Source organism: Microcoleus sp. PH2017_24_DOB_U_A (assembly GCF_020738205.1).
Lineage (GTDB): Bacteria > Cyanobacteriota > Cyanobacteriia > Cyanobacteriales > Microcoleaceae > Microcoleus.
The window spans coordinates 21142-38593 of record NZ_JAEQCT010000046.1; the positions used below are offsets into that span (position 1 = coordinate 21142).

At 45.8% G+C, this 17452-nt stretch carries 12 protein-coding genes; 7 read left to right on the forward strand and 5 right to left on the reverse strand.

Features of this window, described 5'->3' with window-relative positions:
• The first annotated feature begins 38 nt into the window (after window positions 1–38).
• Window positions 39–902 (forward strand): DUF6671 family protein, encoded by an 864-nt coding sequence (locus JGK07_RS13895; RefSeq protein ID WP_293181781.1) that lies wholly within the window; start codon window positions 39–41, stop codon window positions 900–902.
• A gap of 13 nt (window positions 903–915) precedes the next feature.
• Window positions 916–2391, forward strand: a complete 1476-nt coding sequence (glcD, locus tag JGK07_RS13900; RefSeq protein ID WP_293181779.1) for a glycolate oxidase subunit GlcD — start codon at window positions 916–918, stop codon at window positions 2389–2391.
• Between the two features lie 360 nt (window positions 2392–2751).
• Here the strand turns inward: glcD and JGK07_RS13905 are convergent, their stop codons facing one another.
• Entirely contained in the window at window positions 2752–4569 is a 1818-nt protein-coding gene (locus JGK07_RS13905; protein WP_293242103.1) for a PAS domain S-box protein, read from the reverse strand.
• 548 nt (window positions 4570–5117) lie between these two features.
• Here JGK07_RS13905 and purH point away from each other — a divergent pair.
• Both purH and JGK07_RS13915 read left to right on the forward strand, forming a co-directional pair.
• Window positions 5118–6662: a bifunctional phosphoribosylaminoimidazolecarboxamide formyltransferase/IMP cyclohydrolase gene (gene purH / locus JGK07_RS13910; RefSeq protein WP_293181775.1), complete on the forward strand. Its 1545-nt coding sequence runs from the start codon at window positions 5118–5120 to the stop codon at window positions 6660–6662.
• A gap of 296 nt (window positions 6663–6958) precedes the next feature.
• On the forward strand, window positions 6959–7909 hold the full coding sequence (locus JGK07_RS13915; RefSeq protein WP_293242105.1) for a 2OG-Fe(II) oxygenase: 951 nt from the start codon (window positions 6959–6961) through the stop codon (window positions 7907–7909).
• Between the two features lie 232 nt (window positions 7910–8141).
• Here the strand turns inward: JGK07_RS13915 and JGK07_RS13920 are convergent, their stop codons facing one another.
• Window positions 8142–9623 carry an ankyrin repeat domain-containing protein gene (locus JGK07_RS13920; RefSeq protein WP_293181771.1) on the reverse strand — a complete coding sequence of 494 codons (1482 nt, stop codon included), beginning with the start codon at window positions 9621–9623 and terminating at the stop codon, window positions 8142–8144.
• 96 nt (window positions 9624–9719) lie between these two features.
• Between JGK07_RS13920 and JGK07_RS13925 the strand changes: the two genes are divergently transcribed.
• The 3 genes from JGK07_RS13925 (at window position 9720) to JGK07_RS13935 (ending at window position 11756) form a co-directional block, all read left to right on the forward strand.
• Window positions 9720–10190 carry a DUF4079 domain-containing protein gene (locus JGK07_RS13925; RefSeq protein ID WP_293181769.1) on the forward strand — a complete coding sequence of 157 codons (471 nt, stop codon included), beginning with the start codon at window positions 9720–9722 and terminating at the stop codon, window positions 10188–10190.
• A gap of 464 nt (window positions 10191–10654) precedes the next feature.
• On the forward strand, window positions 10655–11137 hold the full coding sequence (locus JGK07_RS13930; RefSeq protein WP_293191427.1) for a type II toxin-antitoxin system antitoxin SocA domain-containing protein: 483 nt from the start codon (window positions 10655–10657) through the stop codon (window positions 11135–11137).
• Window positions 11138–11141: 4 nt separating this feature from the next.
• On the forward strand, window positions 11142–11756 hold the full coding sequence (locus tag JGK07_RS13935; protein WP_293181765.1) for a type II toxin-antitoxin system PemK/MazF family toxin: 615 nt from the start codon (window positions 11142–11144) through the stop codon (window positions 11754–11756).
• A gap of 459 nt (window positions 11757–12215) precedes the next feature.
• Here JGK07_RS13935 and JGK07_RS13940 read toward each other — a convergent pair whose 3' ends face one another.
• The 3 genes from JGK07_RS13940 to hetZ form a co-directional block, all read right to left on the reverse strand.
• Window positions 12216–14609 carry a transglutaminaseTgpA domain-containing protein gene (locus JGK07_RS13940; protein ID WP_293242108.1) on the reverse strand — a complete coding sequence of 798 codons (2394 nt, stop codon included), beginning with the start codon at window positions 14607–14609 and terminating at the stop codon, window positions 12216–12218.
• A 339-nt stretch (window positions 14610–14948) separates the two neighbouring features.
• Window positions 14949–16022 carry a hypothetical protein gene (locus tag JGK07_RS13945; protein ID WP_293181761.1) on the reverse strand — a complete coding sequence of 358 codons (1074 nt, stop codon included), beginning with the start codon at window positions 16020–16022 and terminating at the stop codon, window positions 14949–14951.
• Window positions 16015–17196, reverse strand: coding sequence for a heterocyst differentiation protein HetZ (hetZ, locus tag JGK07_RS13950; RefSeq protein WP_293181759.1), 1182 nt, complete (start codon window positions 17194–17196; stop codon window positions 16015–16017). Before hetZ ends, JGK07_RS13945 begins: the two co-directional genes overlap by 8 nt.
• Window positions 17197–17452: the final 256 nt, after the last annotated feature.

The following is a 17452-nucleotide window of genomic DNA, read 5'->3' on the forward strand; positions in this document are numbered from 1 at the left end:
TGAAATAATGCTGCAATATGTCTCTGTCCTCTGAGTCTATGAATCTACTTCAATTATTGAGATATCGCACCGCAGTTCTTGCTACTATGCACCAAAAAGAACGGGTGATGGCTCCCATTTTGGAACGAGAATTAGGCGTTATAATTAGCGTACCTGCGAATTTTGATACTGACGCATTCGGCACGTTCACTAGAGAAGTTAAGCGTTTAGGTACTCAAATAGAAGCGGCTCGCCAGAAAGCAGAAAAAGCTTTAGAAGTTGCGGGCGAAACTCTAGCATTTGCGAGCGAAGGTACTTTTGGCCCTCACCCAATGATGCCGTATCTGCCAGCCAACAGAGAAATTGTAATTTTATTAGATAGAGCTAACAATATCGAACTTGTCGGCGAATCTTTGTCATTGGAAACTAATTACAGTCACCAGTTAGTTGCAAGTATAGAAGAAGCCGAGGATTTTGCCCAAAAAGTTGGATTTCCCGAACACGGACTGGTTGTTGTAGTTGGCGATGCTGCACTCGGTAAGGGTGAAATTGTTAAGGGCATTGTGACAGAAAAACAACTTTTTGATGCGGTGACAGCAGGCTTAACAAAATCCTCAACTGGCAAAGTTCACGTCGAAACAGATATGCGGGCGATGTACAATCCCACTCGGATGAAAAACATCGAAAATGCAACTCTCGATTTAGTTAAAAAATTTAAGCAATTGTGCCCGGAGTGCGGTTGGCCGGGATTTGAGATTTCCCAGAGGAAAATGGGGTTGCCCTGCGGACTTTGCTATTTTCCGACTCAGCTAGTGCGATCGACTATTTATCAATGCAAAAACTGCGGTTATACTAAAGAAGAACTGTTTCCCGACGGTCGAGAGACTGCCGATCCCGGTCAGTGTCAGTATTGCAACCCTTAAAAATAAGTTACTAATGATAGCCGTAGCAACCGATCGCAACTGGAAACCCGTTATTAAAGAATTTGAGGCTGTAGTCGGCAAAAACGGCGTAGTGCAGCGCCGTGAAGAATTGATTGTCTACGAGTGCGATGGACTTGCTAGCTACCGCCAGCGCCCCGCCCTGGTGGTATTGCCGCGAACTACCGAGGAAGTGGCAAATGTGGTCAAAATCTGCGATCGCAATTCCATTCCCTGGGTGGCTAGAGGTGCGGGTACCGGGCTTTCCGGCGGCGCTTTACCTGTAGAAAACTGCGTGCTGATTGTCACAGCCCTGATGCGAAAAATCCTGAAAGTTGACTTAGAAAATCAGCAAGTAGTCGTACAACCGGGAGTAATTAATAACTGGGTAACGCAAGCAGTTAGCGGCGCAGGTTTTTACTACGCGCCCGATCCTTCCAGTCAAATTATTTGTTCGATTGGCGGCAACGTTGCCGAAAATTCTGGTGGCGTACACTGCCTCAAATATGGCGTGACAACCAATCACGTTTTAGGATTGAAATTGGTAATTCCCGACGGTTCAATTGTCGATGTCGGCGGCGAAATTCCCGAAATGCCAGGTTACGATTTAACTGGTGTATTTGTCGGTTCCGAAGGCACTTTAGGCATCGCCACAGAAGTTACTTTGCGAATCCTGAAAGCGCCGGAATCTATTTGCGTTCTGTTGGCAGATTTTCCTAGCATAGAAGCAGCGGGCGAATCGGTTTCCGATATTATCAGTGCTGGGATTATTCCCGGCGGCATGGAAATCATGGACAATATCAGCATTAATGCTGTGGAAGATGTCGTAGCAACTGGTTGTTATCCGCGCGATGCGGCAGCAATTCTGCTCGTAGAAATCGACGGTTTAGAAGTGGAAGTTGCTACAAATAAACAGCGAATTTCTGATATTTGCAAGCAGAATGGAGCGCGAAATATCACCACGGCTCACGATCCGGAAACGCGGATGAAAATTTGGAAAGGGCGGAAAGCTGCTTTTGCGGCGGCGGGTCATCTCAGCCCTGATTATTACGTGCAAGATGGGGTAATTCCGCGCACGCAAATGGCTTATGTTTTGAAAGAAATTGAGGGTTTGAGCGAGAAATACGGCTACCGAATTGCGAATGTATTTCATGCGGGAGATGGGAATTTGCACCCGCTGATTCTGTACGATAATTCGGTAAAAGGTGCGCTGGAAAAGGTGGAAGAATTGGGCGGGGAAATTCTCAGGCTGTGCGTGAAAGTTGGCGGCAGTCTTTCGGGGGAACACGGGATTGGTGCTGATAAGAAGTGTTTTATGCCGGATATGTTTTCGGAGGTAGATTTGGAGACGATGCAGTGGGTGCGTCACGTCTTTAATCCGAAAGGTTTGGCGAATCCTGGAAAGATGTTTCCGACTCCGAAGACTTGCGGGGAAGCGGCGAGGGCTAAGGTTGAAACTATGAAGAAGTTGGAGGGTGCGGAGGTTTTTTAAATCCCCAGATGCAGACGGCGGTTGAAACCGCGGCGACACAAGCGATGTCCGCGGAGGCGGGTTGAAGAGAGCAATTACCCAGATGCAGACGGCGGTTAAAACCGCGCCTACACAAACAAAACCCGCCTCCGCGGGTTGAAGAGAGCAATTACCCAGATGCAGACGGCGGTTGAAACCGCGCCTATAAAAACCTGTTAGCCTTCCCGAAGGGTAGTCCGCCGGACGCCGACGGAAAAGGGTAAAATAATTTTCATCGACTACTCTTCTCTTCAACCCGCGGAGGCGGGTTTTGCCTGTGTAGGCGCGGTTTCAACCGCCGTCTGCTGCATCTACAAACAATTTTTATTATGGCTAACCACACTAATGTGCGATCGGCATTTTGATAATAAATTCCGTGCCTTTGCCCAATTCCGAAGTACAATATAATTCTCCTTGATGTCTTTCTACAATAATTTGATAGCTAATTGACAAACCCATTCCCGTGCCTTTCCCAACGGGTTTGGTAGTAAAAAATGTATCGAATATGCGCTGCTTGACTTCCTCAGTTATTCCCAGCCCGGTGTCAGAAATTTTGATTTCTACAACATTGCCGATAACTTCGGTACAAATTCTAATCTGGCGGAAATTTTCCGGCATTTCTTGAAAATCTTCCCTAATGTTCGGATCGTCTAAAGCATCAATTGCATTGCTGAGAATATTCATAAAAACTTGATTTATCGGCCCGGCAAAACACTCTACAAGCGGCAAATTTCCGTATTCTTTGACAATTTGAATTGGCGGCATTTCGCCGTTTCCTTTCAAGCGGTGATTGAGAATTAACAGCGTGCTGTCAATACCTTCGTGGAGGTTAACTGGTTTCATTTGTGAATCGTCGTGCCGCGAAAAGTTCCGCAGCGACTGCACAATCTGGCAAATGCGATCGACGCCTACGCTCATTGAAGACATGATTTTGGGTAAATCTTCAGCTAAAAAGTCGAGATCGTTTTCTGCTGTTTCTTGCTGAATCTCAGCGACTGGATTGGGATAATTTTGTTGGTAAAGTTCTAGGAGGTGAAATAAGTCTTGGATATAATCTTTGAGGTAAGCGAGATTTCCGTGAATGAAGCTGACGGGGTTGTTGATTTCGTGAGCGACTCCGGCAATTAGCAATCCCAAACTGGACATTTTTTCGCTTTGAACTAATTGGGAATGAGTATTTTTTAGTTCGTCAAGTGCTGCTGCTAGTTGTGCTGATTGTTCTCTGCTTTGTGCTTCGGAATTTCGCAAGGATTCTTCGGCTTGTTTGCGATCTGTGATGTCTCTCTGTACGCCGATGAAATGAGTTAATTTGCCTTTTTTGTCGCGCACTGGAGAGATTGAGAAAGAATTCCAGAAAATTGTTCCGTCTTTGCGGTAATTCTTTAATATTACCTGACATTCGCTTTCGGTTGTCAAGGCTTGGCGGATTATTTCTAGTGCCTCGGAATCGGTATCGCTTCCTTGCAAAAATCGCGAGTTTTTCCCGATAATTTCTTCCCGTCGATAGCCTGTCATGCTTTCAAAGGCGGGATTGCAATAAATAATTGGATGTTCTGGATCGGTGGCGTCAGCAATGGTAACTCCGGTGCTGGTAGCAGCCATAGCCCGATCGTACAACCAAAGCATTTCTTCTGCGCGCTTGCGATCGGTAACGTCCCGCAACGTTGCTAAATAAGCCATTTCTCCCTCCCATTCTGTTTCCACCACCCGCATTTCTACTACAGCATTTGCTTTGTGCTGGCGAATAGCTTCAACTTCTGTTTGCACGACGCGCATTCCTGCTGCTTCTGTTTCTCCAACTTGGGGAATAATATCCGAGTCCATCTCAATGTCGCAAGCTGAACCTTCTACTACCAAATTGCCAAAAAATGCTTGGCCTAAAAGTTGCTCTGCTTTGCAGTTAAAGAGCGCTTCTGCTGACGGGTTGGCAAAGCAGACAATCCCTTGCTTATTGACGATTGCGATGCCGTCGGCATTTTTGGCGATCGCATTCCGAAACCGAGATTCGCTAGCTTTTAAATCGTGTTCTAACTGTTCAATTGCTTCTTGCATTTTTTGCATTTCGCAAATACTAATACTGTCAGATTGTCCAAAATTGGCTTCTATGCAATCATCGGCTATTTTTTGGGGTAACTCTTGACAGTCCATTCTATTGTTCATATTTTTAGAAAGTGTTTTGTGGGTACTTCTAATATTACTGACCTTATTTTCTGAATCAGCTTCATGAAAAAACATATTTAAACCTACCATTTTTTTATTAAGGTGTTGCGATCGCGAAATTTTTATTTTAATCTAGGCAGAAAACAATTTCCCTTCGATGCTAACACATTACCTTTATGATTCATCCTAAAATATTTTTGAAATTTAATATTTATCTCCATGGAATGATCTATTCCACTTGAGTAAGTAATTTCAACAACATCGGGATTTACGTAGTTGGCAAACTAACCATTAAGGCGAGAAATGGCTTCAATCAGCCTCCTAGTGGACAAAATAACACTATCGACTCCCCCTATTCTAAATATTTAGAAGCAATTGCCAAGTATAAATTATTATATGATTTTGAAGTAAGTTCGCTGGCCAACAAGCAGACTCATGCTTGAACTCTCAGGAAATAATCACAATTACCAATTAGCAAAATATCTACCTGCGGACAGATTTGATATACAATGTAACCTGTCTATTTTTGCGATCGCAATTTCAAACCAATGGCACGTCTAGCACTTCTGAGCGTCTCCAATAAAACCGGGCTAATCGACTTAGCGCGCAGTCTAGTAGAAGAATTTGAATTTGACATAATTAGCAGCGGCGGGACAGCAAGCGCCCTCAAAGAAGCAGGAATCCCTGTCACGAAAGTTGCGGAATATACTGGTTCTCCCGAAATTTTGGGCGGGCGAGTCAAAACACTTCACCCGCGCATCCACGGAGGTATTTTAGCACGCCGCGATGTAGCACAAGACCTCGCGGATTTAACGGAAAATCAAATTCGGGCGATCGATCTAGTTGTAGTCAATTTGTATCCATTTGAACAGACTATTGCCAAACCTGGAGTTACTCTAGCAGACGCAATTGAGAATATAGATATCGGCGGGCCGGCGATGCTGAGGGCTTCAGCTAAAAATCACGCTCATTTGACAGTTTTGTGCAATCCAGAACAGTACAATACTTATTTAGGAGAACTTCGGCAAAACGGCGCGGAAGCATCCTTAGAGTTTCGGCAAAAATGTGCGTTAGAAACATTTCAGCATACAGCAAATTACGATCGCGCGATCGCAAATTATCTCAGCAGCCAATCCGAGCCAGAATCGAAGCTACCACAGGAGTTTAGCGTATCGGGAACAGAGCTGCAAACACTCCGCTACGGCGAAAACCCCCACCAAGCCGCCACCTGGTATCAAAGCGGAAATGCACCGACAGGCTGGACAACTAGCACCATCCTGCAAGGCAAAGAATTGAGCTACAATAATTTAGTAGATTTAGAAGCAGCAAGGCGGCTAATTGTAGAATTTCCCGAGACTCCCGCCGCCGCGATTTTGAAGCATACAAATCCTTGCGGTACAGCCTTGGGCTCGACTATTTCGGAAGCGTATCAAAAAGCTTTTGACACGGATTCAGTCTCAGCTTTTGGCGGAATTGTTGCCCTGAATCGCCCGATTGATGCTGCTACTGCAACGGCGCTAACTAAGACATTTTTAGAGTGTATTGTCGCCCCAGGCTGCGAACCGGAAGCGGAAGAAATTATCAAGAAAAAGGCGAAAGTTCGAGTATTGATTTTGCCGGATTTGAATCGAGGGCCAGCGCAAACTGTGAAAGTAATTGCAGGCGGTTTGCTGGTGCAAGAATCGGATAATGTAGTAGAAGAAACTAGCAAATGGCGCGCCGTTACCGAGAAGCAACCGACGGCGGGAGAGTGGGAAGAATTGCTGTTTGCTTGGAAAGTAGCGAAACACGTTAAATCAAATGCGATCGTTGTGACGCGCGATCGCACTACAATCGGTGTCGGCGCCGGACAAATGAACCGTGTGGGATCGGTTAAACTAGCGTTGGAACAAGCGGGAGAGAAGAGTAAAGGAGCGATTTTGGCTAGCGATGGCTTCTTCCCCTTCGACGATTCCGTCAAAACGGCGGCTGAAGCGGGGATAATTGCGATCGTCCAACCGGGAGGAAGTATGCGCGATAAAGATTCGATCGCAGCAGCCAACCAACTCGGAATCACCATGGTTTTCACTGATATCCGCCACTTCTTGCATTAGGAATAATGCCTAGCAATTCTTAATTGTGTAGCCTATGATAGGGATACAATAGTGTTCGCCGGTGTCAACTTAAGTCTAAAATTCTTTGTATCTCTCGTTGGTATCCGAGTCTAGATCCCCCTAAATCCCCCTTAAGAAGGGGGACTTTGAGAATACTCTTATCCTTACTAAGACGGGAGACTTTGATACTCTTGTCCCCCCCTTCTTAAGGGGGGCTAGGGGGGATCGAGAAGACTGTGACACCAATCAACACTATTATGTCCTAACGAGTTCCCAGTTGCGTCCTTAAAAAAATTATGACTTACAGTGAACAGCAAATTAAACCCCAAGACGTAAAAGTTAAAATCCTGCTTACCGGCGGACATCAGTTCACTATTACGCTCAAATCCGACACACCATTATTGCACAACCTTGTCAAAGCATTAGTCGATCGCCAGCAACAGACAGTAGGTTTTTCCACCTTATTCCAAATCCCCATAGACGACGGGCGTTCCAGCCTTTCGTTTCCCGCCGAACATCTCGTCGGATTAGTCACCGAACCCCCAATTTTCTTGCAGCAACCGCAACCGCAGCAGCCAGCAATCCCCCTAGAAATTATCCCAGAAATTCCCCCAGAAATTCCCGCAGAAATTCCCGCCCCTGCACCCGTAAATGACGATTTAATATCTCGCTACGCCCAAATAGATAACTTTTTGACAACCGCAGAAAAGAACAAACTAATCAAATATGTTTTAGCCAAAGAGTCAGAATTTGTAACTACCAGTACCTCAACAAATGCCGAAGATTACCGTCGCTCAATGGTGCTCCACTCCTTCCCGGAATTTTCTACACTGATGGTGAATCGCATTAAAGCAATTCTCCCCGATGTGCTGCGTAAATTAAATATCCCAGCATTTGCGCTTGGTGACATAGAAGCTCAGTTAACTATGCACAATGACAACAACTTTTATAAACTTCACAACGACAGCGGTTCGCCAGATACCGCAAGCAGATTTTTTACTTACGTTTATTATTTCAACCGAGAACCTAAGGCTTTTTCAGGCGGGGAATTGCTGATTTACGATAGCAAAGTCGAGAACAATTTTTATGTTGCAGATGAGACATTCAGAACGGTTGAACCTCGGAATAATAGTATTGTATTTTTTCTGAGTCGCTATATGCACGAAGTTTTGCGAGTTAGCTGTCCCTCTAAAGCTTTTGCTGATAGTAGGTTTACTATTAATGGCTGGGTGCGTAAAGCCGATTGAGACAAGATTTGCGGGTTAAGATAAAACGGCGGTTGAAACCGCGTCTACAAAAACAAAACCCGCCTCCGCGGGTTGAAGAATGGATGGTTAACATTACGTTTTTTCTTGACACAGCATTTTCTTCAGTCCGCGGAGGCGGACTTGGTTTGTATAGACGCGGTTTCAACCGCCGTCTGGTTGGTTTGTATAGACGCGGTTTCAACCGCCGTCTGCATCTCCCACGATGCGATTTTTACTCCTGAGCTCCGGCATTTTTGAGCAATTTCACGACAGTGGAATAACCTTTAAATTCAGCTAACATTAAAGCTGTATAATTTCCCGGATTTTTGTGATTTAACTCTGCACCAGCGGCGATTAAAATCTCTACAGCATCAGCATAACCGCGATGGGCGGCCCACATCACAGCAGTTGCGCCGGATTCATCGAGCAAGTTGACATCTGCACCTTTTTCGACTAATATTTTGACGATCGCCATATAACCGCGATCGCACGCCTTCATTAAAGCAGTTTTCCCCAAATCCGCCGGGATATTCGGATCTGCACCGCCGTCAAGCAAGGCTTTCACCGTTTCAGTATGTCCGTGAAACGCAGCTAGAGTCAAAGCTGTCTCGCCAAAGTTTTTAGCATTCAGGAAATCTGGGCGATTTGAGTTTACTTTTTGCAGCAAAGCGGATACGATCGCACTGTGACCGTGAACAGCCGCCACCAGCAAAGGCGTATCGCCCAACCGATTTCTCGAACCGACATAAGCACCTCGGTTTAACAGCAATTCCACCACATCTTGACAGCCTTCAACCACGGCAAAATTCAACGCAGTTTCGTCATCTCTGTCCTTCGCGTTGAGATCCGCGCCAGCATCTAGTAAGATATGTGCGATCGGCAAATTTCCCCCAGCAGCCGCCGCCATCAAAGCCGTCCCGCCATCTCCACTTTTGACATTCGCATTAGCACCCGCAGCCAGCAAAACTCGCACCGCATCAACATTACCGCAATCCGCAGCCAAAGTTAAAGCAGTTTCGCCCTCTTTGTCGGGAATTTCCAAATCAGCACCAGCGGCTAGCAGCGTCTCGACTACCGCCAAATTATCCGCCGTAGCAGCCAGCATCAAAGGAGTTTTGCTCCTCTGATTTTTAAGATTAACATCCGCAGCGCGATCGAGCAAAATTCGGACAATTTTAGCGCTACCTTGACTAATAGCTGAAAATAGCATAGAATTATCAGCAACAGCACCCGCATCAGCCAAAGCTTGAACAACAGCTTCGTGTCCCGACAAAGCAGCTATTTTCAGAGCCGAATCTCCATCTTTATCTCGGACATTCACATCAGCCTTAGCATCAAGTAACAGCCGGACAACATTGATATCACCTTTGAGAGAAGCCGCCATCAAAGCCGTACTTCCATCATCATTTTTAGCATCAACATCAGCACCCGCAGCCAACAACAGCCGCATAACATCAGCCTGTTTGTTAGCCGCAGCCAACATCAAAGCCGTGAGGCCAAAACGTCTGCTTGCGAGGTTGACATTAGCGTCATTGTTTAGTAAAATACGCACGATTTCCGTATAGCCCTTTTGGGCGACAAACATCAAAGCCGTCGTCCCCTCAGAGTCTTTGGCGTTAGCGTCAACGCCCTTAGCGAGTAAGGCTTGGACGTGAATAATGTTGCCAGTCTTGGCAGCTTGGATCAATACAGCGTCTTGTTTAGTGGCAGGCATAATAGTCTCTCATACCGTATATTTGTACCGTCGCACGAGACGGACTTACTGGTATGCTAAGTTTTATGAAGTATGTTTACTAATCCTGAGAACACTATGAATCTGGAAATTCCGCAGTCTGTGAAAGTTTGGAGTCAATTCTTCCACCCAGTTTTAATGTGGGTATTGCTAGCAATCTCATTTTATGCTTTGTATCTGGGAATTCAAATCCGCCGTACCAGAAGTGCGGAAGGTGATGTCAAGAAAGAGTTAATTAAGGGCAAATTCAATATCAAGCACCATCAGATGGGCTCTTTGCTGCTAGGCTTGATGGTAACAGGTGCGATCGGCGGAATGGCCGTCACCTACATCAACAACGGCAAACTATTTGTCGCCCCGCACCTAGTAGCAGGCTTGGGAATGACCGCTATAATTGCCATTTCAGCGTCTCTGACTCCGTTCATGCAAAAAGGTCAAAATTGGGCGAGATACACTCACATCGTTCTAAATGTGGGGCTGTTGGGGCTATTTGGCTGGCAGGCGGTAACAGGTGTAGAAATCGTGCAAAGAATCATCAGTAAAATGTAACGTTTAAAGTACGATTCAGGACTTGCGCGCGGGTGTCCAGAAACCGGGTTTTTCACGCGTTTACTTCGCTGTAGGCGTAAATTCTGCTAAAAACCCGGTTTCTTTAATCGCAGTGCGTAGCTTCTGAAAAGTAACACTCGTAGGGTGCGTCGCCATGGATAATCCCTCGATCAAAATCGACAATCTCATAGCGACGCACCTTGGTTATTAAACAGTTGAATAAACAACCCTATCTTTTAGTCTTTCCCAACAGTCGTAAGCTACATCGCCCTCAGATTATCGATGGAATTAATTAATTTTTATAATAGCGACGCACCTATAGCGGTTCTCAAGCGTGGTGAGGTATGCCTGCGTGCCCGGTTTCGCCTATGCCCTATGCCCTATGCCCTATGCCCTATGCCCTATGCCCTATTCTGGATAGTACCTCATCTTTCGCTTGAAAGGCTATACAAAGAATCAAAGCCATGCTAGAAACCCTCATCAAGTATTTTGTTTACACCACCAAAGGTCATATTACAAAAAACCAATTAATCAAATTCTTATATTTAGCCGACCTTTATGCTGTCAAATGGACAAACAAACAACTTACGCAGCTCAATTGGCGTTATTATCACTATAGCCCTTGGAACGAAGACATAATAGTCGCCTTAAATCAAATGAATGGCAAAACAATTGTTCAAGAATTTGTGGGAGAAACTATATTTATCCGACTTGGTGCCGAAGCAGGTAATATCGATGATTTAGAATTACCTGTAGGACTAAAACTAATGCTAGAAAACATTCGGAAAGAATGGGCAGGTTCAGGACAGGATAAAATCCAGAAGTTGCTAAAGTATGTGTACAGCACTGCGCCAATGATTGAGGTTAAAGATAGCCATCAACAAGATCAAGTGGTGAGGCTGAATCTAGAGACAGAAAGACAAAAATTAATCAATGAATTAGGGTGATAATGTGGCTGGAAAAACACCTCGTCAAGGTTGGATTTATTTAGTGAATCCCCAGAAAGTATCTCTTCGTTGCCAACACAATCATAATCACATTTATGATTTAAGTCAACCAGACGAGATGGAATGCAAGACAGTTGATTGTAAACTAATAGTTAATTATAGTAGGGTTTTGCGGGGAGAGCATCATTATCTCTTTTGGGAAATCGACCAATTTCAAGATAAGTCTGAATGCTTACAAACTTTTACCGTGATTCCCTTAACTTTCCAAGAAACCTGTAAAGGTTTGCCAACAGCGTATCCGATTAACTCGACTAGCAAAAATGGTCTCGATCGCAATTCATTGGCTTTAGTGCATCAGATATGTACTATTGATGCTAATTGTTTTAAGGACTCCCAAGGGAATTGGTTTGAGCGAGTTGGACAAGTGGATAAAGGAGATAAGGAGTCGATAGAAGAACGTTTAAAGTATTTTTTGAATCTGGAGAATGATTCTAGTGATGATTGGTTGATCGAGAATGTGTCTGTGGAAGTTTTAGAGAAAGTTTTTGATTATTTGCCGAAGGACATGACGAAAAAGATTGATTTAGAAAAAGTCATAAGCGATCTAGAATTATGGTAAGATTAATTATCTCTGAACTTGCACTTAATATAGCCATCAGAATATAGTCCCAACCACAGAAAGATAAAACTTCTTCATTTCTGAGAGAAGAGCATTAACCCAACCGTATTGAGTTATCAATTGTCATTGCGAGGGACGAAGCAATCGCAATATCTATTTTTCATGGGTTTTCCCTGGGTGCGGAATGGGGGCTATAAACCCTAATACAATTGGTTTGATCGTTGGGAATGCGAGTCCTCTGATTGATGCGGACTTGCATTCCTCACTACGAACCTTTGAGTCTTCTGATTGATGCGGACTTGCATTCCTCATTACGAACCTTTGAGTCTTCTGATTGATGCGGACTTGCATTCGTCACTACGAACCTTTGAGTCTTCTGATTGATGCGGACTTGCATTCCTCATTACGAACCTTTGAGTCTTCTGATTGATGCGGACTTGCATTCCTCACTACGAACCTTTACTTGAGGTTGGGCGTTGTGAACTTTGAAAACCAGCGGTTTTTCAGTTTCTTTAAGTGCGATCGCCTCAAATTCCTCACCAACTCCCGCAACTGAGTCAAATTTCCCGCTTCACCGCCATACTTCCAGCGCACGTAAGCCTGCGAAACCTCCTCAATCACCTCTGCTTCATCAACTGTACGATCGCGCCGCATCGCCTCAGCATACTCCAAAGGCGTTTGAGCTTTCTGCTTGGCAAATCCCCGGCTCGCCAAATCCTTCAACATTTCCTGGTAAACCCCCTCCACAGCCGGCAATTTCCCCAGCCAGCGACGGTAGCGCCACTTGCGCCACAGTTGCCAAATTAACCAGCCAATGAAGCCAAATGCGATCGCCCCAATCAAACCGATAAACAACCCCACCCAGCCCTTCGCAAACTGGCCCAAAAACCAGCCTACAATCAAACTTATCCAGCGAATTACAAAACCGAACACTGAATCCAAGCCGCTTCTGAGGGGCGTCGGTAGCCAACCCGCGATCCACTTCCAAAACGATTCCAGCGCACTAAAAGTCTGGTTGTCTTCCACCGAAGCCGGAATCAACGGATAACCGGGAATCGGATTAAAACCAAACCAGCCGTATTTGGGAAAATATACCTCTGTCATCAAGAAAGCGTCAGTATTTTTCACCACGTACAAACCAGTAAACGGGTTGAATTCTCCCGTATCGAAACCGCCAGCCACTCGCGCCGGAATCCCGATCGATCTAAGCATAATTGCCAGTACCGTCGAAAAATGGTCGGGATATCCGCCTGTAACCTTTTTACCGTCTTGCGTGTTTTGATAGCCAAACAGAAAACCCTCGACTAAATCTTCTGTTTCTTTCAAGTAAGGCAAAGCTTTTACAAGTTTATAATTCGGGTTTTGCTTCAAATATTGAGCTAAATACAAAGCTTTTTCGTAGGGAGAATCGATCGCCCTGTCTGACTTAGCTACTCTTGTTCTCGCCAACAAAATTTCTTCGGTTTTTTCTCGCACCTTGGCGGCAATTTTCGGCGGCACGTCCAAATAGAACTTGCGAATATTTTTCGGATAATTAGTACCAGTTTGCCCCAACCCGGAACGATCGCGAACAGGTACATTAGAAATCACCGTATAAGTCAAACCTTCCCGCAATTCCACAGGCGATCGCAAACCGCCCTCCGCATCCACCGCCACATCCATCGTCGGAAAATACAGTTCCTTCGGCTTAGCCAAAGCCGGAATCAAATTCGGCAACTGAGCAATAATAGTATAACTTTGAATCACCTCTTGAATCCGAGGCGCATTCGGAAAAGGATTCAGATAAAATTGAAAAGACCACCTAGGTCTATTCACCTTTTCAGCTCGATCGTTGCGAGAAATTTCCCAACCCTGACCAGTATACTTGTCAAAGCCCAACACCCGCCAAAAACCCGCCGCTTGCGATCGCACGCGCATCACCACTTGGGGTTTCATTTCCCCCCGCAAATTCTGATTGATGCGCTGGTTGAAACCGTAATAAAAAGTAGAGTCCACCTCTCCTGGCCCTTTGTCTGGGTTTCTCCCCCTTCCTCCGCCACTTCCTTGTTCATTTCCCCCTCTGACATACCCCGGATTTAAAATGCTGCGCGAGTCAAACTCCCCCTGATATTGAATGGGAGCACTGACAGGAAAAGTCCGCAACTGATAGCCCGGGAGGCGCGGCAAAAACGCAAAAATAGTCAGCCCCAACCCGAGAGTTATCGCTAGCAGCCAACCAAAATACTTGGGGGATAGAGTAGCAGCAAATAGTGACCAGTTCTTATTTTTGGCTGCACCTTCTACTTTCTGCTTGCTATCGTCTGCCTTGGAAAGTCCCAAGCGCGATCGATAATCCAACACCAAAGTCGGCAGCGCTAAAGCCAAAAACACCACTAGCAACGGCCCAAAAGTCAGCGTTTGACTGATAGTCGCCGCTACACTCAACAAAATCAACCCGATGACGATCGAATAGCCCAAATCTTTGCGGCGGGGCAAATCGAAGCTGTGCAGCACTTGAATGTTAATTAACAGTTGCGCCAAAACTAACCGGGTATCGTTCAATTCCCCTATCAAACGGGTAAAAAAAGCCAACAGCGCCACCAGCATGGCAATAGCTATGCAGAACTTAGCAGCCACATTGCGATCGCGGCGGCGGTACCAACTCCAAGTTGCCCCCACAATGCTAACAGGCACAGCCCACAGGTTCAGCGCTTCTTCAGCAGCAACGTCTGTCGCCACAATGCCCACAATTACCAACAACTGAACCAGGATTCGCAGCAGCAAAGAATCCTCAATCACCGGCGGAGGCATTGCCTCAATCTGCTCCCACAGCTTACCCAAAACAGGTATCTTTCGCAGGTTATCAGTTGTCATGTGCACCCATCCAACGATTTTAGATTTTAGATTTTAGATTTTAGATTGAATCCACAGATAAATCTGAGAGGGCTTTAACTAAAATCTAATTTTTTTTGCTTTTCACGAGCGAGGTCGGGGGATTGAATTTGTTTGTGTGTGAGGTCAAACCCTAGAGGAAAAACATACATTATTTACTCTAATTTTACCAGAAAGACTTGGCTTAAAGCCTCTCCCTTGTAGGGAGAAAGTAAAATTAGACTATTCATTACTCCAATCTTCTTCATTCCAGGTAGAGGTAGCTGTCAACTGTCAACTGTCAACTGTCAACTATCAACTGTCAACTGTCAACTAAACTTTCTAGTTGCTATCTTGTCCTGACAAAACTGGACGAATAGCAAACATCAGAGGTCTAGTCTCGAAGTTTTGGAATCGAACTTCTAAGGCATAAATCTTATCCGGTTGCGGATCGAACAACTCCACACTTAAATGCCCGGAATTCGGACGATGTGCAGTTGCTTCGGCATCTCCTCCCTTGAGTTCCAAACTTCCTCCCCCAGGAAATTCGCATTCAACTCTTAAACACGGCCTTGGTGGTTCTGTATTGCGGTTGGACAGGTATTGAGCTTGCAGAGTCAGCGAACCCAAAGCTGTCAACCATTCTCGGGAAACCGGCGGCTGATTTACAGGACAATCCAAAGTTAGAGAGTCAATGATTTCTCGGGCGGCCAACAGCGACATGAGCATTTGTTGATCGGTAGTTGCCACTTCGTAATTCGGTAAATCTTCTACTTCTGAAGCTGTAATTCCTCTTGTCGCACCCAGAAGTACCATACCAGCTAATTCGTTAAGTTCCTGAGACTGGTCTGGAAACAAGCTATCTACAGCGCGGACTAACTTTGCTCCTTCCCGCAGTGACAACATTACCAATTCCTGACAAGGTTCTAGCAGTTGAGCAAAAACCCCTTGGGCGATCGGAATTGGCAGGCGACCCCATCTAATATTTTGTAGTTGGGGAGTCCAGATGTGTAGGGGGGGAACCCATTGGGGGGCTACATCGTCTGGGTAGTCGTGGTCGTAACTTTTAATTTCTGTTTCCCAGGGGAACAGAGGCGGGTTGGATTCGATTTCGGCTCTAAGCCTTTCTTTTAACAAGGTCTGAAAACGGTCTTGCACGGTCGGTATATCTCCAATAGTCAGCGGTTGTGCGGGTGCATTGCTGTGCCCCCTCACTTGATAATCCAGCGGGTCTGGTTCGTCCCATTCCCAGTATTCCACCCCAGAATTGTCTTCGTTGCCCCACTCTTCTGAAGAAGGGGGCAGATTGAAGTTCTCCTCATCTTCGCTAGAGGCATTCTCGATCGGCGCCTGCAATACCCAGTCTAAGAAATGGCGCTCGAAAGCCTCTGCATCCCTGTTCGTTTCGTTATTCATCACTAGATGCCCCTTCTCCGGAATCTGAACGATTTCGTAATTCCCAGGCAAGTTCGAGTAATTTAAACCACCGTTTCTGTACCTGGGCTACCGTGCTGCCGAGGGTTTGCGCGATCGCTGACTCCGACAGACCCTGTTGCTTCAACTTTAACAAACGCTGCCCCTCTGGCCCGATTTGGTCGCCAAATATCTGCCACTGGGAAGGCAGCAAACCCAGATTTTTATCTAAGTCTGCTTCCAGCCACTGGTGAACCAGTTCCCAGCGGTGCGACATGGCAAACCTGAGCAAATGGTACTTAAAGCGTTGCTGCAAATAGTCTCTTTGACGGGGAGTTATGTTTAGAAGCGACTCTATTTCATTAGTCGGCAAGTCTTGCAAGCGCAATATGAAATAATCAGCGCATTCTTGTTGGTTGCGCTCTTTCAAATACGCCACTAATTCATCAATCACATTTTGCCGCAGAGATTCTGACTCTTCGCCTTGAGGGCGAATTGCCGAGGAACCCTGTCCTGCCATCGCTTCCCGCACCGAGTGCACCGACGTGTCGTTCCAAGTTTGGTCGGAATCTGAAGCCCCTCCATCGGCGGCTTGTTCCATATCCACGGAGGTTTCTTTGGGTTGCTGCTGGGAAAAAGTTTGGGCCCGCAAAATAATTAGTTGCTGGCTCCGGTTGCGAGGCAAAGGAATGCGTCGCTTGCCAAAACGCTCTACAAAGGCCATGTACTCTGCTAGTTCTAAGCGAGTGCGAGGACTGTAGGTAGGTGGCAGTTCGGTTTCCCGCCGGAATGCCTTTAAAGCTTCCAGATAAAATCCTTGCAAGAAATCTTTGATCAGTTCTACTCGCGCCTGATAGCTAGACTGCACCTGTGGAGGGGTGATGTAGCGATAGACGATCGCGCTGAGGGTACTGTGCAATTCTACTCGCCCGGGCCCGGAGCCTAAAGTGTAATAGTGGAGGCATTGTTGCAAGCGGTGCTGAGCTAGACTCTGGGCTGAACCCTCTATGTCTCCCGAGTTTTGAATTCTCTGACTTTCTGTGCATATCCTGTTGACTTCTGCTGCGAGTCGCCCTGCTACATCTTGGCAATTCTGCTCAGACGCGCGAGTGGACTTTTTGAGTTCGTCTAACAGCAGTTGAAATATGGTTTCCACGCTCTGGCAGATTTCCCGCATGATTGTTTACAGCTCACATTGAAATTAGCACAGTTAGTAGCAGTATGGAGATTTTTTTTCTACCGCTACTTGCTCCGGTATTTCCGGCACAGGACAAACTGCAATGTCCTCGATCTCCTGTTCTACAAAAATTAGGGGGTTAGAGCCTCGTCCTTCCAGGACTACTTTATTCTAGAAATCCTGTTGCCATTTTGTAGAAATTGGGTAAAATCAAACAAGGAGGTGATGCAAGTGTTCAATCTGACTTATGAATTCA